Origin of the sequence: Cerasibacillus sp. (assembly GCF_036516575.1) — a bacterium.
Lineage (GTDB): Bacteria > Bacillota > Bacilli > Bacillales > Amphibacillaceae > Cerasibacillus.
The window spans coordinates 1-25,072 of sequence record NZ_DATBTY010000081.1 but is presented as its reverse complement, the minus strand read 5'-3'; the positions used below and the strand labels follow the sequence as shown (position 1 = coordinate 25,072).

Sequence of the window (25,072 nt, the reverse complement as noted above, 5' to 3'; positions counted from 1 at the left end):
TGATGATGCTTACAATTGCACTGGCTAAAGGCCGAACAGCGACTGATTCTATTATGCTTTTAGAAGAAGCGGGAATTCGTTTCAATGATTTCCATGAAAAGAGTCGGAAACTTATTTTCTATGATCAGGAGAAACGAATTAAAATGCTCTTTGTTAAAGCGGTTGACGTACCAACCTATGTTGAACAAGGGGCAGCCGATTTAGGCATTGTTGGTAAAGATAATATTTTAGATTCAGAAGGAGACTTTTATGAGTTATTAGACTTAAAGTTTGGCAAATGTAAGATGGTTGTTGCTGGTTTAAAGGAAAGGCCACTTGCCACATCGGCTCAACTGACCATTGCATCAAAATATCCAATCATTGCAGAGAAGTATTTTTTGGAAAAAGATATGACCGTTGAAACAATTAAATTAAACGGTTCTGTTGAACTAGCACCGTTAATCGGACTATCAGATGCCATCGTTGATATTGTAGAAACTGGACGTACTTTAAGAGAAAACGGCTTAGTCATCATTGATGAAATTGAACCTATAAGCACACGTTTAATTGTTAATAAAGCGAGTTTTGCTATAAAACATGATCTGATTACACCATTCATTGAACAAATCAAAACTGCTCTTGAGGTGAAACTATGAAAATCATCACATTATCGGAATTTAAAAAAGAGAATGCTACTGCCAGATATGAAGATGATGACCAGCAATTGGATGATACAGTATTAAACATTCTACGAACAGTTAGACGGGATGGAGATATTGCTCTCTTAAATTATACACGGCAATTTGATGGAATTGATTTACAGACAATCACTGTAACAGAAACAGAAAAGACGTTAGCAAAGCAAAAAGTCACGACGAAATTTATGAATGCTTTAAACGCGGCTAAACAGCAAATCATTGCTTTTCATGAGAACCAACTAGAAAAATCATGGTTTACGGAAAGTGAAAGTGGGACATTACTCGGACAAAAGGTAACGCCACTTGAATCTGTCGGTGTTTATATTCCAGGTGGTAAAGCGGCTTATCCATCGACTGTTTTAATGAATGTTCTTCCAGCAAAAATTGCTGGAGTTGACCAGATTACAATGGTCACACCACCAGATGAAGCGGGACATATTCGTCCAGAGGTTCTTGTTGCTGCTGATATGGCTGGCGTAGATAATATTTACAAAATCGGCGGTGCACAAGCCATTGCTGCTCTTGCTTATGGCACTGAAACGATTCAGAAAGTAAATAAAATTGTTGGACCAGGTAATCGTTATGTCGCTCGTGCGAAGAAATGGGTATATGGCGATGTTGCGATTGATATGATTGCTGGTCCAAGTGAAGTCGTTATTGTTGCAGATGAGTCAGCGCCACCTCAATATATCGCAGCGGATTTGTTAGCGCAAGCGGAACATGATGAAGACGCAACCGCCATCTGTATCACGCCTAGTAAACATTTAGCGTTGTCAGTTCAAAAAGAAATACAAAAACAACTCGAATTATTAGAGCGGAAAGCAATTATCAATGAGTCGCTAGAGAAAAACGGGCGTGTTATTGTTGTCGAATCTTTGAAAGAGGCCTTCCAATTAGTGAATAAAATCGCGCCAGAACATTTACAACTGATGATTAAAAATCCGCTGGAAAGACTCTCGTTAGTCAAGCATGCAGGTGCTATTTTTCTTGGGAATTACTCACCGGAAGCACTTGGTGATTATTATGCTGGACCGAACCACACGCTGCCGACTAGTGGGACGGCTGTCTTTTCATCACCACTCGGTGTCTATGACTTTATAAAAAAATCAAGTGTCATCTATTATTCAGAAGCAGCACTTAATAAAAGCATCGATTCGATTACGACACTTGCCAAAGCTGAGGGGCTGACGGCTCATGCACGGTCGATACAGGTGAGGGGGAAAGAAAATGGTAAGAAAAAGTATACAGTCACGGAAAACGAATGAAACAGTGGTTAATCTTGAATTAATGATTGATGGAATAGGGAAATCGAAACTTGATACAGGTGTTGGCTTCTTTAATCATATGCTTGATGCTTTTACACGACATGGATTATTTAATCTTGATGTGACGTGTCAAGGTGATTTACATGTTGATAATCACCATACAGTAGAAGATGTTGGGATTGTTTTAGGGCGTGCGTTTCGCGAAGCATTGGGAGATATGAGTGGTATTACGAGATATGCAACTGTTTCAACACCGATGGATGAGGCGATTGCTCACGTTTCAGTCGATATTAGTGGTCGGCCATATCTTGTGTTTCAAGTTGATGGCTTGAAGGAAAAAATCGGTACATTTGATACGGAGTTAGTGGAGGAATTTTTTCGTGGATTTGTTAACCATGCAGGGATTACTTTACACATTCAAGTCCCTTATGGGAAAAATAGTCACCATATCGTAGAAGCAATTTTTAAAGGAGTCGGGCGCTGTCTTCGTTATGCAACTGAAATAGACTCACGTGTAACTGGTATACCGTCGACAAAAGGAACATTGTAATTTTCTTAACAAGGAGAGGTTGAACATGATTCTAATTCCAGCTATTGATTTGTTAGATGGACGTTGTGTTCGTTTACAACAAGGCCAATATAATCAACAAACAATTTATAGCGATTCACCTGTTCAGATGGCTGAGTATTGGGAAGAAAAAGGAGCGCCGTATTTACATGTCGTTGATCTTGATGCAGCCCGAACGAATGAAGTGAAAAACAAGGAATATATTAAAAAAATAGCTCAATCGGTGCAAATTCCCATTCAAGTCGGTGGAGGCATACGCTCTCTGGAACGCATCGAGATGTACCTTAAAGCCGGTGTAACACGTGTTATTATCGGAACAGCGGCAATTACAGACCCAATCTTTTTAAAGAAGGCTATTGATTATTATGGCGACAAAATCGTCGTATCAATTGATGCTAAAAACGGTTATGTTGCAACAGAGGGGTGGGAAGAAACAAGTGATGTTAAAGCAATAAAACTCGGTCATCGGTTACAAAAAATGGGTGTAAAAACAATCGTTTATACAGATATAGCAAAAGATGGGATGCTTCAAGGACCAAATTTTGACGAATTAAAACAAATCACCGAACAAACGGATTTGCAAGTGATTGCTTCTGGTGGCGTATCTACACCTAAAGATATTGAACAATTAAAGCAGCTGAATGTATATGGAGCAATTGTCGGTAAAGCTTTGTATGATGGAACAGTCACATTGGAATCATTATTGGAGGTCGTCTAACATGGAAACAAAGACAAAACGAATTATTCCTTGTCTAGATGTTGATCACGGTAGAGTTGTGAAAGGAAAGAAGTTTAAAAGTTTAAAAGATATTGCCGACCCTGTTGAACTTGCTCGAAAATATGAACGACAAGGTGCAGATGAACTCGTATTTTATGATATTACAGCAACGACTGAAAAGCGAGGTATTTTTCTAGATATTGTGAAACAAGTGCGATCAGCTATTACGATTCCACTTACAGTCGGTGGTGGGATTCGTACAGTAAAAGATATTGAGGCGGTTCTCCAAGCAGGCGCAGATAAAGTATCAATTAATAGTGCAGCAGTCAAACATCCAGACCTCATAACAGAGGCAGCGAGTCGCTTTGGTAATGAACGGATTGTTTTATCATTCGATGCAAAAAAGGTCGGTAAAAGGGAGTGGAAAATATTTACGGATGGGGGGTTGGCAGAAACTGAATTAATGGCTGTTGATTGGGCCAGAGAGGGCGAGAAGCGTGGAGCTGGAGAAATCGTCGTAAATTGTATGGATGAAGATGGGGTTAGAAATGGTTATGAAATAGAACTGACCGAGATGATTGCTAAAGCTGTTGATATTCCAGTTATCGCAAGTGGCGGGGCAGGAGAGATGAAGCATTTCAAAGAGGTTTTTGAACGTGGTATTTCAGGAGCTCTTGCAGCATCAGTGTTTCATTATGACGACATAAATATAACAGATTTAAAGTTATTTTTAGCGGGTATTAATTTCCCAGAAGACGGACTTCTTCCAGCGATTGTTCAAGATGTCGATACGAAAGATGTTTTAATGCTTGCCTATATGAATGAAGCTGCCCTTAGAAAGGCAATTGAAACGAAAGAAGCGTGGTTTTTTAGTCGTTCACGTCAAGAATTGTGGCATAAAGGTGCGACATCAGGAAATAAACAAGTTGTTCGTGGGATTCAATATGATTGTGATGGTGACGCGATTCTGTTGCAAGTTAAACGGCTTGGTCCTGCTTGCCATACAGGAGAAGAATCATGTTTTTTTAAATCACTTATTCAAGGTTCAGAGGAATTGAAGAAGGAAGAGGTTCTCTCTCAGCTTGTTGAAACGATTAAAGAACGCCAAAACAATCTAGATAGTGATTCTTATACAGCCTATTTGTTTCGTGAAGGCTTAGATAAAATGTTAAAGAAAATCGGTGAAGAATCAAGTGAAGTCATCATAGGGGCAAAAAACCGTAATAAGCAGGAAGTCATTTGGGAAATAGCTGATTTAGTTTACCATATGCTTGTCTTAATGACGTACTTAGATATTGATGTCAAAGATATTAAACAGGAATTAAAGAAAAGACATGTTAAAAGAGAGGGATAGAGCGATGCAGACATATTGGAGCTCAATGGCTAAACGTGCAACTCCTTACGTACCCGGGGAGCAGATGAATGAGAAATATGTGTTAAAACTAAATACAAATGAAAACCCATATCCACCATCTCAAGCTGTCATTCGGGCGATTACAGAAGCTGCTAATACAGATTTACGTCGATACCCAAGTCCAGATCCCGAACAATTACGAGAACTAATCGGTAAAACATATGATTTAACGAAAGACCAAGTGTTTATCGGAAATGGTTCAGATGAAGTACTTGCATTTTCCTTTATGGCATTCTTTGAACCTGGTGAAACGATTCGTTTTCCTGAAATTACTTATAGTTTCTATCCTGTCTATGCTCAACTTTTTGCTATACCATATGAACCGATCCCAATGCAAGCTGATTTAAGCTTGGATATTGAACGTTTTTTTCATTCGGAAGGTGGCGTTATTTTTCCGAATCCGAATGCACCAACAAGCATGGCAATCCGCATAGAAGAAATTAGAAAAATATTAGAACAGAATCCGACACGTGTCGTCATTGTAGACGAAGCCTATGTTGATTTTTCAACTAAATCGGCTGTTTCACTAATTAATGAATATTCGAATCTACTCATTGTCCAAACGACATCGAAATCGCGTTCTTTAGCTGGATTGAGAGTCGGTTATGCTCTTGGAAATGAAGACTTAATCCAAGCATTAATTCAAATTAAGGATTCGATAAATTCATATACTTTAGATCGATTAGCGATTGCAGGAGCGACTGCTTCATTTTTTGACTCGTTGACAACTAAAGATAACATTAAAAAAATCATTCAAACGCGAACATGGGTAAGTGAAAAAATGAAGGCTTACGGTTTTCAGGTGCTTCCATCTGAAACAAACTTTATTTTTGTGACTCATCCTAAAGTTTCAGCTAGACAATTATATGCACAATTAAAACAACGGCAAGTTCTCGTCCGCTATTTTAACCAGCCAACAATCAGTCAATATTTACGGATTACAATTGGTACAGATAAAGAAATGGAGCAGTTTTTTAAACGTTTGGATCAAGTTATTAAATCTTGTCATCGATTAGGGTAAACATGCTATAATCAGGAGTAAGATAGCGCCTAAGGGACGGGGTGAAAAATCATGTGTGGACGTTTTACTTTATTAGCGGATGAAGTTGATATATTAGCTGCATTCGACCTAGAACATGCGATTCCAAATTATCAACCAAGCTATAATATCGCACCAGGACAAAATGTTTTAGCGATTATTCATGATGGAAAAGAAAAACGAGCCGGTTATTTACAGTGGGGGCTTGTTCCATCATGGGCTAAAGATGAAAAAATTGGTTATAAAATGATTAATGCACGTAGTGAAACAGCACATGTTAAACCAAGTTTTAAATCATTAGTAGCTAAAAAACGTTGCTTAATTATCGCGGATAGTTTTTATGAGTGGCAAACAACTGGAAACGTTAAACAGCCAAAGCGTATTCAATTGAAAGATCGACAACTATTCGCATTTGCTGGATTATGGGATAAATGGGAACGTGGTAATGAGAAGCGTTTTACTTGTACGATGTTAATGAAAGACGCAAACGCATTTATGAAGGATATTCATCACCGTATGCCAATTATTTTACCTAAAGATATGGAAGATGAATGGATTAAACCACAGGTCTTTGATCCGAACGAAGCAAAACAATGGTTGGATCAAATTGAGGTCGATCCAATGAAGGCTTATGATGTGTCAACTTATGTTAATAAAGCAAGTCATAATGATGAACAATGTATCGATCCTATCACTTTATAAAAACTATTTACAGGGAGCTGTCTAATAAGTCTTTGTGACTTATGGACGTTCTTATTTTTTATCTTATTGACTTTTATCGGTTCCCTAATGTTGAGAAGTGCATAACAAATCGGCTCTTTAGGGGGAGTCGACTTGTTAAAGTAGCATCCTAATATCTGTTCTTCGTGTTCTGAAGGGGTATGTTCATAACTTACTAACTTTAGTCCGTCTACTTTACGTCTGAATCTTAATATATTAGTCCCGAATAAAACAACAATGTTTACGAAAACAGTCTCTGGAAAATATAAAGTAAGCGAAGAAAACAGATTCCTGTTTCTTCGCTTACTTTTAGTTTAGGGAACTTTTCAAACCTATATTAGAAAATACTTAAATGATTCATTTTCACCTAAGCAGCATTTGCCTTTTTTGCCTTCTTTTCAGCAGCTCTTTCTTTACTGGATATTTTCAAAAATTTATTCGTTTCATGGACGACAACTCCAGACAATCCGAGTAAACCGATTAAGTTAGGGAAGGCCATTAATGCGTTCATAATATCAGAAATATTCCATACTAGCTCCAATTTCTGTACAGCACCATACATAATTGCTACAACAAAAACAACACGATAGTACGGTACAGCTTTATCACCGAATAGGTATGAGAAGCTTTTTTCACCGTAATAAGACCAACCAATTAACGTTGAAAAAGCGAATAATACGATTCCTATTGTAACGATCAGTCCACCTACATCACCTAAGTAGTGTGAAAACGCAGCGGCTGTTAAATCGCCGCCTTTTGGACCTGTCCTAGCTAGTCCAGACATAACAATTGTAATTCCTGTTATAGAACAAACAATAATGGTATCAATAAATACTTGCGTCATGGATACGAGTGCTTGTCTTCCAGGATAATCCGTTTTTGCAGCAGCAGCAGCAATAGGAGCTGAACCAAGCCCAGCTTCATTAGAGAACACACCACGTGCTACCCCGTAGCGAATAACGGTTCCTAATATACCTCCACCAATGGCTTGGCCGGTAAACGCATCAGTAAAAATAAGTTTGATGACGCCAGGAACGACATCGATATTCATAACCATTATAACAAGTCCACCGGCAACATAGATAATGGCCATGATTGGCACGAAGAAAGCAGTCACTTTCCCGATAGATTTAATCCCACCAAGAATGACCAGTCCAGCTAAGACAGTCAATGTAACTCCTGTTACCCATTCAGGTATATTGAAAGAACGGGAGACAGCTTCGGAAACAGAATTGGATTGTACCATATTTCCAATCCCGAATGCGGCAATTGATGCGAATATCGCAAAAAGTACCCCAAGCCATTTGGATTTTAAACCACGTTCCAAGTAGTACATTGGTCCACCAGACATTTCGCCTTTTTTATTGACGACGCGATATTTAACAGCAAGCAGGGCTTCGGCATATTTTGTTGCCATACCAACTAATGCGGAGATCCACATCCAAAGAATCGCACCAGGTCCACCAAGTGCGACAGCTGTTGCTACACCAACGATATTTCCGGTACCAATTGTAGCAGCCATAGCTGTCGTTAATGCTTGGTAATGTGTAATATCACCCTTCGATTTGTTATCTTGCTTACTAGGACTAAAAGCAAGCTTTAAAGCATACGGTAATGATCTAAATTGTAGAAAACCAAGCCGAAGAGTTAAGAAGAGTCCCGTACCAATGATTAGTGCAAGTGTAATTGGTCCCCAAACAAAATCACTCACACTTTTAATAAAGTCGTCCAATTTCATCTTACTCGCCCTCTCTGTTATATAATAGATTTATTATGTCTATTTTCTAGATATTTTGTCAGTTTGTCAAGGTGTTTTTTGAAAAATTTTAAAAGTAAATTCTCCCTTTTTGTATGTATATATGTATGAAGTTCATAGAAATAGATGAAGTTTATTTACTAAGAGGGATTAAATTCGTTATACTAATGAGAGAAGCGAAAATAGGTGGTGTAAATAGTGGTACATGTTCTGTTTGTCTGTTTAGGAAATATTTGTCGTTCTCCGATGGCAGAAGCGATTTTTCGCAAAATGGTAGCAGAGGAGAATTTATCAGATTACATTCATATCGATTCGGCGGGTACAGGATCATGGCATATCGGTGCTTCTCCACATGAAGGAACACGCGGTATTCTTGATGAAAAAGACATATCGTATGAAGGACAAAAAGCAAGACAGGTTCATGTTAATGATTGGGATACATTCGATTATATTATTGCGATGGATGACCAAAATATGAAAGACCTAAATAAAGTCCGTCAAGCAGACAACCACACCGTTGTAAAAAAATTGCTGGATTTTATCCCACATCCGGAAGAAACAAATGTTCCAGATCCTTATTTTACAGGTGATTTTAATTATACATATGAATTAGTTTCTAAAGGATGTAAACACTTATTACAATATATCAAAGAACAACATTACTTGAATTAAAGGAGAGATTTTTAATGGGTAAACGTAAATTTTGGACTGGTGTTATTGGTGGGGCAATAGTAGGTGGGATTGTTGCTCTTTTTGATAAAGAAGCACGCAGCTACGCTAAACAAAAATGTGCTGATATGAAAGCAACATCTAGTCATGTAATTAAAAATCCATCATCAAGTATCCGTCAACTACAATCAACATTTGAGCAAATGAGCGAAAAGTTGAATAATCAAGCAGAAAACGCGATTAATGCGATTGAACAAGTTGAAGACACGATTGTGAAAGTAACGGGAAAAGGGATAAATGAATAAAAAATAAATGATCCGCTGTGTTTACTAGAGGAAGCCGACAAGCCGACCGGATGTGTCTGCTCTGTCGGCGTTTATTGTATAAAAGTCGTTTATGATGCAAAGGGAATGAAATCATATGAAAAAGATCATCCGTTTCTTAACATACCTATATGAGAGAATAATGGATGGCGATGTTTTTGGATTAGCCGCTCAGTTAGCTTATTTTTTTCTACTCTCACTTTTTCCGTTATTAATTTTATTAATGACATTAATCGGCTATGTACCATTAGAAGAACAGACTATTCTTGACGCCCTTAGTTCTGTCGTTCCTGGAGACAGCATGGTGTTTATTGAAGCAAATATCCGTATGTTATTAAATAAACAAAATACAGGACTACTATCTATTGGTATATTAGGAACGTTATGGTCGGCATCAAACGGTGTCAATGCCATCATGCGTGCGTTAAATCGTGCTTACCGAGTTGAAGAAACGCGTCCATTCCTCATCTCTCGGTTGATTGCTGTTATTTTAATGTTTGCCATGATTGCAGTCATTGTAGTTGCGTTATTACTACCTGTTTTAGGACGGATGATTGGCGTTTATATTTTTTCGTTTTTCGGTTTGTCAGATGACTTTATTCAGTTTTGGAATACAGTGCGTTGGGTTATTTCATCTATTGTCTTTTTTATCGTCTTTTTGGCACTTTACCGTCTTGCTCCAAGTCGAAAAATTCGCTTGAAAAAAGTCGTCCCAGGCGCAATATTCGCCACATTAAGTTGGCAGCTAACCTCACTCGCCTTTTCTTACTATGTGGAAACAATTGGTGATTATTCTGCTACATATGGTAGCTTGGGAGCAGTTATTGTCCTTATGATTTGGTTTTATTTATCAGGAATTATCATTATTATTGGTGGTACGATTAATGCGGTAACTGAAGAATGGTCTGAGGTGAAAGAAGATAACCATAAATAAGAGAGGCATTTTCAATATTCACTCCTGAATGAAAAAATCATGGTAAGACACTGAGTTCGCATCTGGTGGAGGGCTGTATCGGTTGCGGATTACGCTATTTTCAAGAATTCGCATCTGGTGGAGAACAATACTCATTACGGTTATCCTTTTTACAAAAACTACAATTACTAGTAACCGTACTTCTCGTTTTATAATCTACATTTTTCCCACCAAAATAGTATGGCGGTCCACGTCACATAATAATTTGCATTTTCTGAGTGATACTCAATAGATATTAAAAATGAAAAATAATAAGCGGAGAAAACAGCAGCATTCACAGCATTTTCTCCGCTTGCATTATTTTGCCGATATTCGATTATGATCTAAGCAACCGTAACCCATTAAGGATAACCAAAATCGTACTTCCTTCATGGCCAATGACACCAAGTGGTAAATCAATCACTTGTAGGAAGTTAGAAACGATTAATACAGCGATGACAGATAAAGAGAAGACAATATTTTGCTTTACGATTCGATTCATTCGTTTTGATAAATCGATCGCATTTGTAATCTTCTCTAAATCATTTTTCATCAAAACAACATCTGCTGTTTCAAGAGCGACATCGGTACCTTCTCCCATAGCAATACCTGTATTAGCAGTAGCTAAAGCTGGTGCATCATTAATTCCATCACCGACCATAGCAACGTTTCCGTACTTTTCTTTTAAATGTTTTACATGATTAACTTTTTCTTCTGGCAAACAGTTCGCTATATACTCATTAATTCCGGCTTCTTTTGCAATAGCCCTTGCTGTTAATTCATTATCACCAGTTAACATAACAGGGTGTATGCCTTTATTTTTAAGCAATTTAATCGCTTTTTGTGCGTGTTCGCGTATGGTATCTTTTAAAGCGAAAACGGCCGCTATCTTATCGCCAGCCAAAGCACAAACAACTGTTTTTCCTTCATTAGCCAGCTTCTCAGCAATTCCATTATGGAACTGATTAACAAGTTTTTTACCTGCAAAATCAATTTTACCTACTTTCCATGTAACACCATCAGTAATAGCAGTCACGCCTTTACCACTTACCGTTCGCATATCTTCCACTGTTACCGGATGTGAATCAGCTGCTTCTTTACCGTATGATGTAATGGCAACCGCTAATGGATGTGTCGACTCTTTTTCAATTGCAACAACAGTCGCAAGAATTTTTTCTTCATCTAATCCTTCTGCATAGAAAGCATCCGTTACAACAGGTTTACCATTTGTTAGAGTACCGGTTTTATCTAAAGCGACCGCTTTTATTTGACCTAAATTTTCAATATGAATACCGCCTTTAAATAGGACACCATTTCTTGCACTATTTGAAATGGCAGATAATGTAGCTGGCATAATTGAAGCAACTAAAGCACACGGTGACGCAACAACGAGAAGAACCATCGCCCGATAAATACTATCAGCTAACGACCATCCAAAAAGAAGATACGGTAAAAACATCATGACTGCAACGACGATTAAAACAACTTTAACATATGTTCCTTCAAACCGTTCGATAAATAATTGGGATGGTGATTTTTCATCCTGTGCTGATTGCACCATGTTAATTATTTTTTGGAATAATGTCTCACTTGCTGGTTTAGTAATTTCAATCGTTAACGTTCCATCAAGTGCGACTGTACTTGCATAAACTTCTTCCTCAACATGTCTTTGTACAGGAATCGATTCTCCTGTAATCGCTTGTTCATCAATAGAAGAAGTCCCACGAATAATAACGCCGTCAGCAGGTATTCTTTCACTAGCACGAACCAAGACGATATCACCCACTTGTAAGTTCTTCGCAGGCACAATCTTTTCTTGGTTATCAATAATGACTGTCGCTTCTTCAGGTTGTAAATCCATTAATGAAGAGATTTCCTTATTGCTCTTATTCAATGTATAAGTTTCTAATGCTCCTGATAGAGCAAAAATAAAGATTAGAATCGCTCCTTCTGTCCAATACCCTATCATAGCAGAGCCAATCGCTGCAAAAATCATTAATAATTCAACATTTAATTCTTTGTACTTAATCGTATCTTCAATACCTTCTTTAGCTTTGGCAAATCCACCAACAATAAATGCTGTTATATGAAGGATGACAAATAAAGAATATGGAATTGAATCTTTATAAATCCATGCCAACAATACGATCGCACCGCTTAATAAAGCGGCAATTAATTCTAAGTGTGGTTTTAGTTTATGAAAGAATGATTGATTTTTTTCTTGTTTCTTTTTATCTTTAGGGACAAACTCACATGTTTTGATATTCATTATCAATACCTCCATTTTAAATGAGAATAAGAATTGTTATCATTTAGGACGAATTTCGACATTAAACATTGATAATACAGCTTTTTCTAACTGATAAAGATTATCATTTATATTATAATTATTATAATGTACTACTTATTATTATAAGGGGTTTGATTTGAAAGTCAAGCGGAAATCCCTTTGCTAATGATTGAGTTTATTGCTACAATACAAAGGATGATTAAACGGAAGGATGTTTTTTTAAATGAAGAAAATTATACTTGCCTTATGCCTCATGTTATTACTAGCATCATGTGGCAATAAACAGACATCTGAAGAAGAAAATGCTGAAACCGATCCTATCTGGGAAAAAGTACAGAAAGACGGGGCCTTAGTCGTTGGGACATCTGGAACATTAATTGCTGCATCCTACTATGAAGGTGAAGGTGAGAAGAAAGATCAATTAACGGGCTATGATGTTGAAGTGATTAAAGAAGTTGCCAAGCGATTAGATGTTGATGTGACTTTTGAAATCATGGGGATTGATTCGATGCTACCAGCCATTAAAAGTGGTCGAATTGACGTAGCTGTTAATGATATAGAAGTGACAGATAAACGAAAAGAACAATTTGCATTTAGTGAACCATATAAATTTTCTTATGCAACAATGGTCGTTAGAGAAAAAGATAATTCCGGAATTAATAGCTTAGAAGATTTGAAAGGGAAAAAGGCAGGTGGCGGTGCAACGACAATTTACAGTCAAATTGCTGAGCATTTTGGTGCTGAAGTTGTCACATATGGTAACGCACCAAATGAAGCCTATTTACGCGATGTCCATAATGGGCGTACCGATGTCGTGATTAATGATTATTTTTTAAGTAAGTTTGGTGTAGGTGCATTTCCAGATTTTGATATCCATCTTCATCCAGATTTGAAGTTTCATCCATCGGAACAGGCTGTTATTATGCCAAAGGATTCTCATAAGTTAAAAATAGAAATTGATAAGGCATTAAATGATATGCGTGAGGACGGTACATTATCTGAATTAGCGAAAACATTTTATATGGAAGATGCCTCGCAGAAACTAGAAGGAGATTTCGCGCCAATAGAAGGATTGGATTTATAATATGATGAGGTAAATCATTTTATATAAGGTAGGGAACAGGCATGCTATACATAACATATTATTTCGACGACTTATTTAATGCGAAACTAGCATGGGAGAGCTTACCATTTGTTCTGAGTGGTTTACCAATGACATTGCTCGTGTCCATTGTCAGTATGTTTATTGGGCTTATTCTTGGATTATTTCTAGCCCTTGCCCGGACATCGAAAAATATTGCTCTAAATATTCCAGCGCGGTTATATATTTCTTTTATGCGGGGAACACCGATTCTTGTGTTTTTGTTTATTTTGTATTTTGGTCTACCGGTTATCGGTATTAAATTAACCGCCCTTATCGCGGCATGTATCGGATTTGGTTTGAATAGTGCCGCATATATTGCCGAAATTAACCGAGCAGCTTTAAGTAGTGTTGACCGTGGGCAATGGGAAGCAGCACGTGCCCTTAGCTTAACAAATCGGGAAACACTTATGGGGATTATTTTACCACAAGCAGCGCGAATAGCTGTACCACCTTTAACAAATGTTTTCTTAGATATTGTTAAAGCAACATCTTTAGCAGCTGTTATTACGGTACCTGAATTATTTCAAAAAGCACAAATTGTTGCTGGACGAGAATATGATAGTATGACACTTTATATTTTAGTTGCTCTTGTCTATTGGCCAATATGTGCCATTATTGAATGGTTGCAAGGAAAGTTAGAAAAAAGATTAAGTCAATTTATTTAAGGAGCCTCTCGGGCTCTTTTTTGTTTTAGGCAATAAAGATGAATTGATATTCTGAAAGAGATATAATTTTAAAAAATGTAATAAAATAACAATAGAGGTGATCCCATGGAGTTTAAAATGAAAGAAAACGGTATGAGCGTTGATTTGGAATACGGAACATTACATGTATCCGGTAATAGTGAACTTGGTTTTCGACCTTTTCAATTATTAGTTGCGTCAATTACCACATGTAGTTCAATGGTGTTTAGGAGGATATTGGAAAAACAACGCATAACAATCGATGACCTACGCGTGAAAGCCCAGGTAACACGTAATCCCGATGAGGCAAACCGAATCGAGCATATTGAACTTATTTTTGTAGTAACTGGGAAAAATCTTAACGAAAAGAAATTAGCGAAAAACCTTGCGCTAGCACGAAAAAACTGTGCCATGGTTCGTTCAGTAGAAGAAAGTATTAACATTGAGGAATCTCTTGAATTTATTCATGTATAAAATTTACTAATACGAAAAAAATAAAGGCAAAAAGAGAGGATTGTTTATATGAAGAGATTATATCGTATCGCTCTTTTTGTTTCTTTATTAATCGTCTTCACACCAAATATATTTAGTGAAGCAAAAGAGAAAAAAAAGAAAACCGTCAACGAATTCACCATCCCAAATCATGTATTAAATATCTCAAAGGGAAATACATTTCCTAATATAAATGAAGAGCAAGAATTGATGGAACCAAGTGAATCAACAATGGAGCTTTTAGAAGAAACGGATATATCTATTGAAAATCCTGAATTAATTAAGATGCTAAATGAAACAACAGTCAACCCATCACCAGTCGGTATTGGGTATCGTGGGATGATTTTTCTTGGGAGATGGGCTCTACGCTATGATTCCTTAGATACAACGATTAATTGGGAATATCAAAAAATAAATACAAATGAGTTGAATAATCATGGAAGTGATGCGGTCCAACAGCTTAGTTATCATCAGGAAAACCAAAAAGAAGTGAAAGGTGCATTAACAAATAAAATTTCCCAACCTGAACAAGTGAAAAGTATGATGTTGATGAAAACAAAAGTTAAAACAAAACTCCCCCTTTCATATCAGACAATCATTGGCAGTGGAACAAAACAAGAGCAAAGCTATCATGTGCCAATCAATAAAACGGGTTATCTTCATGCTTTCACACCAGCAGTTAGTGAAAAAGGACAAATTACATTTGGTGAAGTATATCTACAACTTAAAGGTTGGAATAAAAAAATAGTGATCAAAAATATCACTAAACAAGGAATAGGTGCTTGGTTGCCTGTTCAAGATCACGTTTCTTTTAATTTTCAAATTCGGTAAGTGCAAAAAGAGCGTCTAAGCTATATGCTTTGATGCTCTTTTTTATTTTTTATTATGTGTTGTAAAGATGGCAGTGATAAATCATTTGTTTAAAGTTCTCCTGTCAATAGTTACAGCCCATTGAGCGCTCCAATGTAAGGTAAGTATGTTCTCTCGTCCTAAGTTACAGTCCATTAAATGTTCCGTTCCAGGTTTTACTTTTAAAAAATTTACCTAGAACGAATTATATATGATTGACACGAACAAAATCGATAATATTTGTGGCCTATCACTAAAATATATTCATCGTTCACTGTTTCCTAACATATAAACAATAATAGAAGATAGCGTATTGAATTTTCAAGATGATCTCTTGTATGAGAACTCGTCATGAGGCATTAGATTGAGTCCACAAGATGACCATTCGCATAAGAAACTTGTGCTGGGACACCGCATGAAAGGATCAACGCGTGTGCTCCCGAGAAAACTATCTTCTGAGAGCTCAATAAAGTTCCGACAAACCTACTCACAAGAAAAAGCTAATCGTTCAATTTAGCATACTTGACAGATTCACTTTAATACTTTACTATAATAAAGTATTAAAGATAAATGTTTTTTGACAGGGGAGAAATAAAATGGAATGGGTCGTTATTGTATCTGTTTTGGTCATGACGATTTTAAGTTTGTTACGCGTTAATGTGATTATTGCTATTATTATTGCTGCACTTACGGCTGGTGTTATGTCCGACCTATCAATCGTTGAATCGATTGAAATGCTTGTTGCAGGAATGGGTGGACAAGCCAATACCGCATTGAGTTATATTTTACTAGGTGCCTTTGCTGTAGCAATTAGTTATACGGGAATTACGACTGTTTTAGTTAAGTTTTTAATCAGAGTTTTAACAGGGAAAAAAACAATGCTTGTTCTGACAATAGCAGGTGTCGCATCTTTATCACAAAACTTGGTTCCAGTTCATATCGCTTTTATTCCAATTTTAATTCCACCATTATTAAAGTTATTTGATGAGATGCGTCTTGACCGTCGAGCTGTTGCAACAGCATTAACATTTGGTTTAAAGACACCCTATATGGTCGTACCAGCTGGATTCGGTTTAATATTCCACGAAACGATTGTTAATGGGATGGTACAAAATGGTGCTGAGCTAACAATGAAAGAAGCAGCACTATCGATGATTATTCCAGGATTAGGTATGGTTTTAGGCCTCTTAATCGCTGTGTTTTTCACATATCGTAAAGAAAGAGATGCGATTCCAGGAGCAGGTGGTGCTGCTAGGGCTATCAATGTCCCAGATAGCAAAAACATTACTTTTAATCGCCAACATGCATTAACATTAGTCGCTATTGTTGCCGCATTAATTGTTCAAATTATAACGAAAAATTTAATTGCAGGAGCTTTGATGGGGCTTATTTTAATGTTTATTTTCTTAGTCGTTCCGTATAAAAATGGTGATAAGATCGTCGCAGAAGGTGTATCGATGATGGGGACAATCGCATTCGTTATGTTAGTAGCAAGTGGATTCGGAAATATTTTACAAAAAACCGGGGCTGTAGATGCTCTAGTTGAAGCTTCATCTGGATTATTAAGTGGGAGCAAGTTAATGATTGCTTTTGTATTATTGCTGGTCGGGCTTGTCATTACAATGGGGATAGGTTCATCTTTTGGTACAATTCCAATTATTGCCGCTCTATTTGTACCGATTTTAACAACAGCCGGCTTTTCACCATTAGCAACCGCTTCACTTATAGGAACAGCTGGCGCACTTGGTGATGCAGGATCACCAGCATCTGACAGTACCCTTGGACCAACATCAGGATTAAATGCCGATGGGAAGCATAACCATATATGGGATACGTGTGTTCCAACGTTTATCCACTTCAATATTCCATTATTTATTTTTGGATTGATTGCAGCAATGGTGTTGTAAATTAATAAATCACTTTCTCAAAATGCATAGAGAAAGTGATTTTGTTTTGTTTTAACCCTTCCTTATTATTCTATTTTCAATTAAAATAATAGTACATGAGATGAAAAATAAAATGAATTATTTATACAACTGAATTGAAATAGCACATACATCATCATAGAAGATGCCTAATATGTTAAGGATGGGGAATGCATATGCTTAATCAAGAAATCATTGCGAAGTTTTATGATATTGTTGGAAAAGAGAATGTCGAAACCAATCAAGCGAGTTTACTAGCTTATTCATATGATTCAACACCACAATATCAAGCGATGCCTGATGCGGTAATAGCACCAAGAAATACAGAGGAAGTCGCTGATATTGTCTCGATTTGTAATCAATATCGTATTCCAATTGTACCACGTGGTTCAGGAACGAATCTATGTGCAGGAACAACACCGATTAAAGGTGGTATCGTCCTATTATTTAAGCACATGAATCAAATATTGGAAACCGATGAAGAAAATTTAACGATGACCGTCCAACCAGGTGTGTTTACAAAAGAAATCAATGACCGTGCTCTAGAAGTTGGTTTATTTTATCCCCCGGATCCAGGTTCCATGCATATTTCACAAATCGGTGGAAATATTAGCGAGAATTCAGGAGGATTACGTGGATTAAAATATGGTGTTACACGTGATTATGTCATGGGATTAGAAGTTGTTTTAGCAAATGGTGACATCATTAGAACCGGTGGAAAACTAGCAAAAGATGTTGCTGGCTATGATTTAACGCGCTTAATCGTCGGTTCAGAAGGGACATTAGGTGTCATTACTGAAGCGACATTAAAATTAATCCCACAACCGGAAACGAAGAAGACGATGCTCGCTTTATATTCTGATTTAGAAGCAGCAGCCGAATCGGTTTCAGCGATTATTGCCAATCGAATTATTCCAGCTACTTTAGAATTTTTAGATCAAGCGACATTAAAAGTAGTAGAGGATTTTGCCAAAATAGGATTACCGACAGAAGCAAAGGCTGTTTTACTCATTGAACAAGACGGTGCACCAGAAATAGTGGAGCGCGATATGAAAAAAATGGCTGAACTTTGTCGGGAAAATCGTGCGTTCGATGTATCAGTAGCAAAGACAGAACAAGATGCAGAGAAATTAACAGCCGCCAGACGGACGGCTCTGTCTGCATTGTCACGTCTGAAGCCAACGACCATTCTCGAAGATGCCACCGTTCCACGCTCAGAAATAGCGAATATGGTTCGGGCAATCACTGAAATAGCTAATAAATATCAACTAACGATTTGCACATTTGGTCATGCGGGTGATGGAAATCTTCATCCGACTTGTTTAACAGATGCACGCAATCAAGAAGAAATCGAACGCGTTGAGAAAGCCTTTGCAGAAATCTTTGAAAAAGCGATTGAATTAGGTGGCACCATTACTGGAGAACATGGTGTTGGTGTAATGAAGCTTCCATATTTACATTTAAAAGTTGGAGAAGCAGGTCTTGAAGTCATGCGCCAAATTAAAAAGGCACTCGATCCAAACAACATATTAAATCCAGGCAAAATATTCGTGCAACAACATGAAGAAGAAAGTCGGGTGAATGAACAATAATGGATGTTTTAGAGAAAGAACGCATACAACAAGCATTTAAAGAGAAAATGGATTATGACGAACTCATGAACTGTACACGCTGTGGATTCTGTTTGCCAAGTTGTCCAACATATATAGAAACAGGGCAAGATGAAGTCCATTCGCCACGTGGTCGCATTGCTATAATGAAAGGACTTGTCGACGGTATAATTGAGCCTAGTGAAGAAGTAAAGGCGTCAATTGATTTATGCTTAGGCTGTCGAGCTTGTGAAACAGTTTGTCCATCAGGTGTTAAGTTTGGTCAACTATTAGAACAGGCAAGAGATGCGATTTATCAAGCGAATAAGCAATCATTTATAGAAAAATTCATGCGTAACGCCTTTTTAAAAAATGTGTTTCCGCATCATAATCGCATGATCGGTTTAACTGGATTGTTACGATTTTATCAACGTTCTGGAGCCCAAACATTAGCACGGGCGACTGGGATTATGAAGCTGTTGCCAGAGAATATGCGCGTGATGGAACGTGTCTTACCAGAAGTACCAAAAAGAATAGAAATGAAAAATCGCCCACATCATCTCATGCCATTGACAGAGAAGAAAACGAAAAAAGTCGCTTTCTTCTCAGGATGTCTAATGGATACGATGTTCATGCCGACAAATGATGCAACGACCAAACTGCTTCAATATGCTGGATGTGAAATTGTTATCCCAGAAACGCAAAGTTGTTGTGGTGCACTTCATGGTCATAGTGGGGAAGTCGACTATGCAAGAGAAATGGCCAAGCGAAATATTGAAGCATTTGAACAAGCTGAAGTTGATTATATTATTACAAATGCAGGAGGTTGTGGTGCCTTTCTCGTTGAATATGGTCATTTATTAAAAGATGACCCAGAATGGCATGACCGTGCAGAAGCATTTGCAAATAAAATAAAAGATATTACGAGTGTATTAGTTGAATTGGATTTCCATAAACGACCACTTCAGTTAAATAAGCAGATTGTCACGTATCAAGATTCATGTCATTTAAAAAATGGTCAACAAACGTTTATTGAACCACGCGAGCTTTTAAAATCAATTGCTGGTGTTCAATATGTTGAAATGAAAGATGCTGATCGTTGTTGTGGTTCGGCGGGAATTTATAATCTCGTTGAAGCGGAAATGTCTATGCAAATCTTAGATTACAAAATGAAACAAGCTAAGAAGACAAAAGCGAAGACGATTGTCACAGCCAATCCAGGCTGTCTCTTACAGATGAAACTCGGGATTGAAAAAGAAGGCTTAAGTGAAGAAATGCAGGCCGTTCACATTGTAGATTTCTTACTGGAAGCATATGAAAAAGCGAATGAATAAAATTTGCCAAAAAACAAGATGGAATGAGTTTTGTTTCCATCTTGTTTTTTCGTTTTCTGAAACGCATTTAATAGCATATTTCATTTTCCATAGGGGAACATAAGGAAAAAAGGATTGATTGAATTGCGTGCTCTACGCCTTTTGTTCTTCAGTTTTATATTAATGATTAGCTTCCCAATTGAACAAGCAAGTGGTTACGGTTGGGGTTATAAGAAAAATAATGATAATAAACTTCCCGATGTTGGAAAATACGGTGAAATGATACAGCCATATGATGCTTATTATGCCGATTTATCAGGTGAAAAGTATATCTACTTAACATTTGATAACGGCTACGAACAAGGCTATACGGCTGATATTTTAGATGTATTAAAAAAGGAAAAAGTTCCGGCAACCTTTTTTGTAACGGGGCATTATGTCAAAACAGCGTCAGATTTGATCAAACGGATGGTGAAAGAAGGGCATATTATTGGGAATCATTCGTATACACATCCAGATTTTACAACCATGTCTAAAACAGAAATGGCTTATGAATTGATTAAGCTAGACAAGGCAGTTAATGAAATAACCGGAACGAAACAATCTCTAAAATATCTTCGCCCCCCGCGAGGTACCTTTGATGATAACACATTAAAATGGGCGACGGAACTCGGTTATATTCACGTGTTTTGGTCTGTTGCCTTTCGCGATTGGAATCTTAATGAACAAAAGGGATGGCGCTATGCCTATGATGAAGTCATGAAACAAATCCATCCAGGGGCAATTATTTTATTGCATGCAGTTTCCTCCGATAATGCAACAGCTTTATCAAAAATGATAAAAGAGTTAAAAAAACAAGGCTATACATTTAAAAGCTTGGACGACTTATTAATGAAAGATATGTTGCCTCATTTTATCCTTGGGTTAGAATGAGAAAGTAATATGATAAAGAGTGTGAATATTTAGATTACTAATAGTTCAAGGCCTAGTTTAGTTGTCAAACTATCCTTCTTGTTCTTTAGATAGATGACATATATGTTATATTCAGGAAACTTAAAGGGAAATTCGTGGTGGGGTTCATGGATTTCTCCTTTTTGTAGATACGGAAAAGCAAAAGACTTTGGAACAAAACCAAAGAAAACCCCGCTTATTAAGTAATTAATCACGAGTGCTGTTTGATTAATTTTAAATGCAGGAATAAATTGTTGACCTACTCGTTCATCAAACCAACTCATAAAAGGTTTTCCCCAATCGACAAATATAAAATGTGCACTATTTAATGATTGTAAATTGATCGTCCTGGACTTATCTCTCCCCACTAGAACAAAAGAATCTTCCTGTAACAATTCGGAGCTAATCAATGGGTGACATGGCTTAGAATAGAATGCCTACATCAATGATTTCATCGATCACTTTTTGTATTGTATTTTCATTTGTATGAGCCATTAAATCTAAAGCAATGTCAGGATGACTCAACCGAAACTTCAATATATTCCGGTTAAGGTTAAACTTCCATATGGATGAAGGCCCCCCAATGACTAATTTTTCTCTAAATTGATTTTCAAGTTGAATTTTTAAATGACATCTTACTTATAACATATGTTTTCTTCACCAACGATACAATTAATCATTCCTTCTTATAAAAAGTAAAACATATCGTTTTAAATGTTAAAAATATTTGATATAATTAAAACTAAAAAAGGAGTGGATAAATTGAATCAATTAAATTTAGTAGCACCAGACTCGTATAATATGACAATGGAAGTTGAGAAACATGCTGAAAATCCGGAAAAGAAAGCTTTGGTTTGGTTAGACGATGAAGGCAATAAAAAAGAGGTCACATATCAAGAACTCATAAAAAATGTGAATAAAATTGGCAACGCTTTCATTGAAAGTGGATTAGAGAAAGGCGATAAGATCCTTGTGATGGTCCCTCGGGTTATAGACGCTTATGAAATTTACTTAGCTGCACTAAAAACAGGCATTATCATTATTCCAAGCTCTGAGATGTTAAAGACAAGTGATTTACAATACCGAATTCGCCATGGAGAAGTGCGCGGTGTTGTCAGTTACTATCCTTATGTCGATCAGTTTGAGGAAGTAGATGAATATGACAGTCTAATTAAACTAGTTGTTGGTCAAGACATGGCTGAATGGATTTTTTTAGACGAATTAAAGGAACAGGCTTCTGATCAATTATCTGGTGGAAGAACAACAAAAGACGATATCGCTTTTTTACCGTACACGTCTGGAACGACGAGCCATCCTAAAGGTGTTGTACATACGCATGCATGGGGATATGCTCATCTTCGGACAGTGGCAAAAAGTTGGTTAGGAATTCAGGAAGACGATAAAGTATGGGCAACAGCTAGCCCAGGCTGGCAAAAATGGATATGGAGTCCGTTTTTAGCGGTCTTAGGTTCAGGTGCAACAGGTTTTGTCTACAACGGCCGTTTTGATGCAGAGAAATATTTACAACTACTCGAAGATGAAGAAATTCAAGTTCTATGCTGTACACCGACCGAGTATCGTTTAATGGCAAAAGTCAATGACTTAGAGAAATATAACTTAACGACATTACGTAGCGCTGTATCGGCTGGTGAGCCACTAAACGTTGAAGTGATTGACACATTCAATAAATATTTTAATGTCGATGTGCGTGATGGTTACGGTCAAACGGAAAACACATTACTTATAGGTATTACAAAAGATATGGAGTTAAAGCCTGGGTCAATGGGGAAACCAACTCCAGGAAATGAAGTTAATATTATCGATGACCTAGGACAAGTGGTTGATGTTGGAGTTGTGGGTGATATCGCGGTAAAACTTGATAGCCCAGCACTTTTTCAGGAATATTATAAAGATCCAGAACGTACTGCAATGTCAAGACGTGGAGATTACTATGTAACAGGAGACCGCGCGTATAAAGATGAAGATGGCTACTTCTGGTTTGAAGGCAGGGACGATGATATTATTATCAGTTCTGGATATACGATAGGACCTTTTGAAGTAGAAGATGCATTAGTGAGACACCCAGCTGTACAGGAATGCGCTGTTGTTGCAAGTCCAGATGAAATCCGTGGAGCAGTTGTAAAGGCATTTATCGTGTTAAAAGAAGGTAAAAACGATGATAAAAAACAACTGAAAAAAGAACTCCAAGATTTTGTCAAAGAACGGACAGCACCATATAAATACCCACGTAAAATTGAGTTCATTAAAGAATTACCAAAAACGACTTCTGGAAAAATTCGTCGTGTTGCATTACGAAATAAAGAAAAGGCACAGGCGAAATTTTAATTAGAACGTAGGAGAGGTTGTAAAATGACTTTTAATTAATGAAGCGGAGAAAATGTGATTGTTTTCTTCGCTTTTTTTGGTCACTGATTTAAACGATTTCAAAGATTTAATCGTATCGAATGCACAGGGTCGTTTTGATATATTCTCTTGAGAGCTTTTATAGGAGGTTCAACACAGCCTCTCGCGTGCGAATTTCATGCTGAGACATCGCATTGGAGCTTCAACGCGTCCTCTCGTATGAAAAAAGTGCCTCGAGACAACGCATTGAAGGTTCAACGCGTCCTCTCGTATGAAAAAAATCTTACGAGACACCGTATTGAAGGCTCAACACAGCCTCTCGCAAGAAAAAAATCTCGTGAGACAACGTATTGAAGGTTCAACGCGTCCTCTCGTATGAAAAAAGTGCCTCGAGACAACGCATTGAAGGCTCAACGCGTCCTCTCGCACGAAAAATTCCCTCGAGACATTGCGGTGAAATTTCAACACGCAAGATACAATCTCGTCTCCGCATTGTATATGATTGAATTGAAACATGAACACAACGTAACCCCTCACTATTTCCCGAATTATACCGCATAAACAGGATAATAAGTTTTTTTCAAGCAAACAACTTGAAAGTCAAATAAGGTCAGAGTATAATAAAGCCAGAAGGTCAAAGATAGTCAAAGTCAAAACATCTTACATGAAGAAGTTGAGAACAAATGTTATTAGTTAAAGTCAAACGTCTTATAAGTCAAGGTAATTAGACATTATAGATTAAATTAATGAACAGGAGGAAATGTATATGAAATGTCAAAAATGTGGTGTTAATCCAGCAAATGTCAATGTTGCCATGCAATTGAATCATGAACGTACGGAATTACATCTTTGTCAATCATGCTTTAAAGAGATGCAAGGGAAAATGGTTAATCCTACATCATTCTTCTCAGATTCCTTCTTTGGAAATGACAATGATTTTGCAAATCAGTTTTTCCTAGGTAATGGAGCAAGTAAAGGAGCAGGAACTCGGACAAAAGAGCGAGCAAATCGAGGCAATGGTTTACTAGATCAACTCGGTAAAAACCTAACCGATGATGCTCGTCAAAATCAAATTGACCCTGTTATTGGACGCGACAAAGAGGTCAAGCGTGTGATTGAAACATTAAACAGAAGGAATAAAAATAACCCAGTATTAATTGGTGAACCAGGTGTAGGTAAAACAGCTATTGCAGAAGGATTAGCTTTAAAAATTGTTCAAGGTGATGTCCCTGCTAAGTTGATGAATAAAGAGGTTTACTTACTTGATGTTGCTTCTTTAGTTGCAAACACAGGAGTTCGTGGACAGTTTGAAGAACGTATGAAACAACTTATCCAAGAACTGCAATCTCGAAAAGATGTTATCCTGTTTGT

The 25,072-nt window shown here is 37.2% G+C and carries 23 protein-coding genes; 20 read left to right on the top strand and 3 right to left on the bottom strand.

Annotated elements, in window-relative coordinates:
- Positions 1–2 precede the first annotated feature (2 nt).
- From hisG to VIG73_RS14250, 7 genes are read left to right on the top strand one after another with little or no spacing between them, the layout of a single operon-like run.
- Positions 3–635, top strand: coding sequence for an ATP phosphoribosyltransferase (gene hisG / locus VIG73_RS14280; RefSeq protein ID WP_331643200.1), 633 nt, complete (start codon positions 3–5; stop codon positions 633–635).
- A complete protein-coding gene (gene hisD, locus VIG73_RS14275) occupies positions 632–1,942 on the top strand; it encodes a histidinol dehydrogenase (protein ID WP_331643198.1) in 1,311 nt (436 codons plus the stop codon). The genes hisG and hisD overlap by 4 nt, the downstream gene beginning before the upstream one ends.
- Positions 1,905–2,492 (top strand): imidazoleglycerol-phosphate dehydratase HisB, encoded by a 588-nt coding sequence (gene hisB / locus VIG73_RS14270; RefSeq protein ID WP_331643196.1) that lies wholly within the window; start codon positions 1,905–1,907, stop codon positions 2,490–2,492. Before hisD ends, hisB begins: the two co-directional genes overlap by 38 nt.
- A gap of 25 nt (positions 2,493–2,517) precedes the next feature.
- Entirely contained in the window at positions 2,518–3,228 is a 711-nt protein-coding gene (hisA, locus tag VIG73_RS14265; RefSeq protein WP_331643194.1) for a 1-(5-phosphoribosyl)-5-[(5-phosphoribosylamino)methylideneamino]imidazole-4-carboxamide isomerase, read from the top strand.
- Between the two features lies 1 nt (position 3,229).
- Positions 3,230–4,582, top strand: coding sequence for an imidazole glycerol phosphate synthase subunit HisF (hisF, locus tag VIG73_RS14260; RefSeq protein WP_331643192.1), 1,353 nt, complete (start codon positions 3,230–3,232; stop codon positions 4,580–4,582).
- A gap of 4 nt (positions 4,583–4,586) precedes the next feature.
- Positions 4,587–5,663, top strand: a complete 1,077-nt coding sequence (hisC, locus tag VIG73_RS14255; protein ID WP_331643190.1) for a histidinol-phosphate transaminase — start codon at positions 4,587–4,589, stop codon at positions 5,661–5,663.
- A 51-nt stretch (positions 5,664–5,714) separates the two neighbouring features.
- Positions 5,715–6,383, top strand: coding sequence for an SOS response-associated peptidase (locus VIG73_RS14250; protein ID WP_331643187.1), 669 nt, complete (start codon positions 5,715–5,717; stop codon positions 6,381–6,383).
- Positions 6,384–6,768: 385 nt separating this feature from the next.
- Here the strand turns inward: VIG73_RS14250 and VIG73_RS14245 are convergent, their stop codons facing one another.
- On the bottom strand, positions 6,769–8,139 hold the full coding sequence (locus VIG73_RS14245) for a sodium:alanine symporter family protein (protein ID WP_331643185.1): 1,371 nt from the start codon (positions 8,137–8,139) through the stop codon (positions 6,769–6,771).
- 216 nt (positions 8,140–8,355) lie between these two features.
- Here VIG73_RS14245 and VIG73_RS14240 point away from each other — a divergent pair, with 216 nt between their 5' ends.
- The 3 genes from VIG73_RS14240 (at position 8,356) to VIG73_RS14230 (ending at position 10,083) form a co-directional block, all read left to right on the top strand.
- Positions 8,356–8,829 carry a low molecular weight protein-tyrosine-phosphatase gene (locus tag VIG73_RS14240; RefSeq protein ID WP_331643183.1) on the top strand — a complete coding sequence of 158 codons (474 nt, stop codon included), beginning with the start codon at positions 8,356–8,358 and terminating at the stop codon, positions 8,827–8,829.
- A gap of 14 nt (positions 8,830–8,843) precedes the next feature.
- Positions 8,844–9,131, top strand: coding sequence for a YtxH domain-containing protein (locus VIG73_RS14235; RefSeq protein ID WP_331643181.1), 288 nt, complete (start codon positions 8,844–8,846; stop codon positions 9,129–9,131).
- A 115-nt stretch (positions 9,132–9,246) separates the two neighbouring features.
- Positions 9,247–10,083 carry a YihY/virulence factor BrkB family protein gene (locus VIG73_RS14230; protein ID WP_331643179.1) on the top strand — a complete coding sequence of 279 codons (837 nt, stop codon included), beginning with the start codon at positions 9,247–9,249 and terminating at the stop codon, positions 10,081–10,083.
- Between the two features lie 355 nt (positions 10,084–10,438).
- Here VIG73_RS14230 and VIG73_RS14225 read toward each other — a convergent pair whose 3' ends face one another.
- Positions 10,439–12,370 (bottom strand): heavy metal translocating P-type ATPase, encoded by a 1,932-nt coding sequence (locus tag VIG73_RS14225; RefSeq protein WP_331643177.1) that lies wholly within the window; start codon positions 12,368–12,370, stop codon positions 10,439–10,441.
- A 244-nt stretch (positions 12,371–12,614) separates the two neighbouring features.
- Here VIG73_RS14225 and VIG73_RS14220 point away from each other — a divergent pair, with 244 nt between their 5' ends.
- The 8 genes from VIG73_RS14220 to pdaA all read left to right on the top strand — a co-directional run bounded on the left by VIG73_RS14220 (position 12,615) and on the right by pdaA (position 21,319).
- Positions 12,615–13,475 (top strand): transporter substrate-binding domain-containing protein, encoded by an 861-nt coding sequence (locus tag VIG73_RS14220; RefSeq protein WP_331643175.1) that lies wholly within the window; start codon positions 12,615–12,617, stop codon positions 13,473–13,475.
- Between the two features lie 41 nt (positions 13,476–13,516).
- Positions 13,517–14,200, top strand: a complete 684-nt coding sequence (locus VIG73_RS14215; protein ID WP_331643173.1) for an amino acid ABC transporter permease — start codon at positions 13,517–13,519, stop codon at positions 14,198–14,200.
- Between the two features lie 105 nt (positions 14,201–14,305).
- Entirely contained in the window at positions 14,306–14,692 is a 387-nt protein-coding gene (locus VIG73_RS14210) for an OsmC family protein (RefSeq protein ID WP_331643171.1), read from the top strand.
- A gap of 48 nt (positions 14,693–14,740) precedes the next feature.
- Positions 14,741–15,541: a YfkD family protein gene (locus VIG73_RS14205; RefSeq protein WP_331643169.1), complete on the top strand. Its 801-nt coding sequence runs from the start codon at positions 14,741–14,743 to the stop codon at positions 15,539–15,541.
- A 614-nt stretch (positions 15,542–16,155) separates the two neighbouring features.
- Positions 16,156–17,466 carry a Na+/H+ antiporter family protein gene (locus tag VIG73_RS14200; protein WP_331643167.1) on the top strand — a complete coding sequence of 437 codons (1,311 nt, stop codon included), beginning with the start codon at positions 16,156–16,158 and terminating at the stop codon, positions 17,464–17,466.
- Between the two features lie 194 nt (positions 17,467–17,660).
- Positions 17,661–19,076 (top strand): glycolate oxidase subunit GlcD, encoded by a 1,416-nt coding sequence (glcD, locus tag VIG73_RS14195; protein WP_331643165.1) that lies wholly within the window; start codon positions 17,661–17,663, stop codon positions 19,074–19,076.
- Entirely contained in the window at positions 19,076–20,407 is a 1,332-nt protein-coding gene (locus VIG73_RS14190; RefSeq protein WP_331643162.1) for a (Fe-S)-binding protein, read from the top strand. Before glcD ends, VIG73_RS14190 begins: the two co-directional genes overlap by 1 nt.
- 114 nt (positions 20,408–20,521) lie before the next feature.
- The gene (gene pdaA, locus VIG73_RS14185; protein ID WP_414648422.1) at positions 20,522–21,319 is read left to right on the top strand and encodes a delta-lactam-biosynthetic de-N-acetylase; all 798 of its coding nucleotides are present in this window, start codon (positions 20,522–20,524) and stop codon (positions 21,317–21,319) included.
- Positions 21,320–21,348: 29 nt separating this feature from the next.
- Here pdaA and VIG73_RS14180 read toward each other — a convergent pair whose 3' ends face one another.
- Entirely contained in the window at positions 21,349–21,747 is a 399-nt protein-coding gene (locus VIG73_RS14180; RefSeq protein WP_331643160.1) for a LysR substrate-binding domain-containing protein, read from the bottom strand.
- A 352-nt stretch (positions 21,748–22,099) separates the two neighbouring features.
- On the opposite strand from VIG73_RS14180, the gene mbcS reads away from it, so the two are divergent.
- Positions 22,100–23,683: an acyl-CoA synthetase MbcS gene (gene mbcS, locus VIG73_RS14175; RefSeq protein ID WP_331643158.1), complete on the top strand. Its 1,584-nt coding sequence runs from the start codon at positions 22,100–22,102 to the stop codon at positions 23,681–23,683.
- A gap of 784 nt (positions 23,684–24,467) precedes the next feature.
- Positions 24,468–25,072 (top strand): AAA family ATPase (locus VIG73_RS14170; RefSeq protein WP_331643156.1); only part of this gene is annotated, 605 nt, incomplete at its 3' end.

Excerpts from the sequence above, each read along its gene's own strand:
- hisG (WP_331643200.1), top strand. The coding sequence starts at position 3 with ATGATGCTTACAATTGCACTGGCTAAAGGCCGAACAGCGACTGATTCT.
- hisD (WP_331643198.1), top strand. The coding sequence starts at position 632 with ATGAAAATCATCACATTATCGGAATTTAAAAAAGAGAATGCTACTGCC.
- hisB (WP_331643196.1), top strand. The coding sequence starts at position 1,905 with ATGGTAAGAAAAAGTATACAGTCACGGAAAACGAATGAAACAGTGGTT.
- hisA (WP_331643194.1), top strand. The coding sequence starts at position 2,518 with ATGATTCTAATTCCAGCTATTGATTTGTTAGATGGACGTTGTGTTCGT.
- hisF (WP_331643192.1), top strand. The coding sequence starts at position 3,230 with ATGGAAACAAAGACAAAACGAATTATTCCTTGTCTAGATGTTGATCAC.
- hisC (WP_331643190.1), top strand. The coding sequence starts at position 4,587 with ATGCAGACATATTGGAGCTCAATGGCTAAACGTGCAACTCCTTACGTA.
- VIG73_RS14250 (WP_331643187.1), top strand. The coding sequence starts at position 5,715 with ATGTGTGGACGTTTTACTTTATTAGCGGATGAAGTTGATATATTAGCT.
- VIG73_RS14245 (WP_331643185.1), bottom strand. The coding sequence starts at position 8,139 with ATGAAATTGGACGACTTTATTAAAAGTGTGAGTGATTTTGTTTGGGGA.
- VIG73_RS14235 (WP_331643181.1), top strand. The coding sequence starts at position 8,844 with ATGGGTAAACGTAAATTTTGGACTGGTGTTATTGGTGGGGCAATAGTA.
- VIG73_RS14230 (WP_331643179.1), top strand. The coding sequence starts at position 9,247 with ATGAAAAAGATCATCCGTTTCTTAACATACCTATATGAGAGAATAATG.
- VIG73_RS14225 (WP_331643177.1), bottom strand. The coding sequence starts at position 12,370 with ATGAATATCAAAACATGTGAGTTTGTCCCTAAAGATAAAAAGAAACAA.
- VIG73_RS14220 (WP_331643175.1), top strand. The coding sequence starts at position 12,615 with ATGAAGAAAATTATACTTGCCTTATGCCTCATGTTATTACTAGCATCA.
- VIG73_RS14215 (WP_331643173.1), top strand. The coding sequence starts at position 13,517 with ATGCTATACATAACATATTATTTCGACGACTTATTTAATGCGAAACTA.
- VIG73_RS14210 (WP_331643171.1), top strand. The coding sequence starts at position 14,306 with ATGGAGTTTAAAATGAAAGAAAACGGTATGAGCGTTGATTTGGAATAC.
- VIG73_RS14205 (WP_331643169.1), top strand. The coding sequence starts at position 14,741 with ATGAAGAGATTATATCGTATCGCTCTTTTTGTTTCTTTATTAATCGTC.
- VIG73_RS14200 (WP_331643167.1), top strand. The coding sequence starts at position 16,156 with ATGGAATGGGTCGTTATTGTATCTGTTTTGGTCATGACGATTTTAAGT.
- glcD (WP_331643165.1), top strand. The coding sequence starts at position 17,661 with ATGCTTAATCAAGAAATCATTGCGAAGTTTTATGATATTGTTGGAAAA.
- VIG73_RS14190 (WP_331643162.1), top strand. The coding sequence starts at position 19,076 with ATGGATGTTTTAGAGAAAGAACGCATACAACAAGCATTTAAAGAGAAA.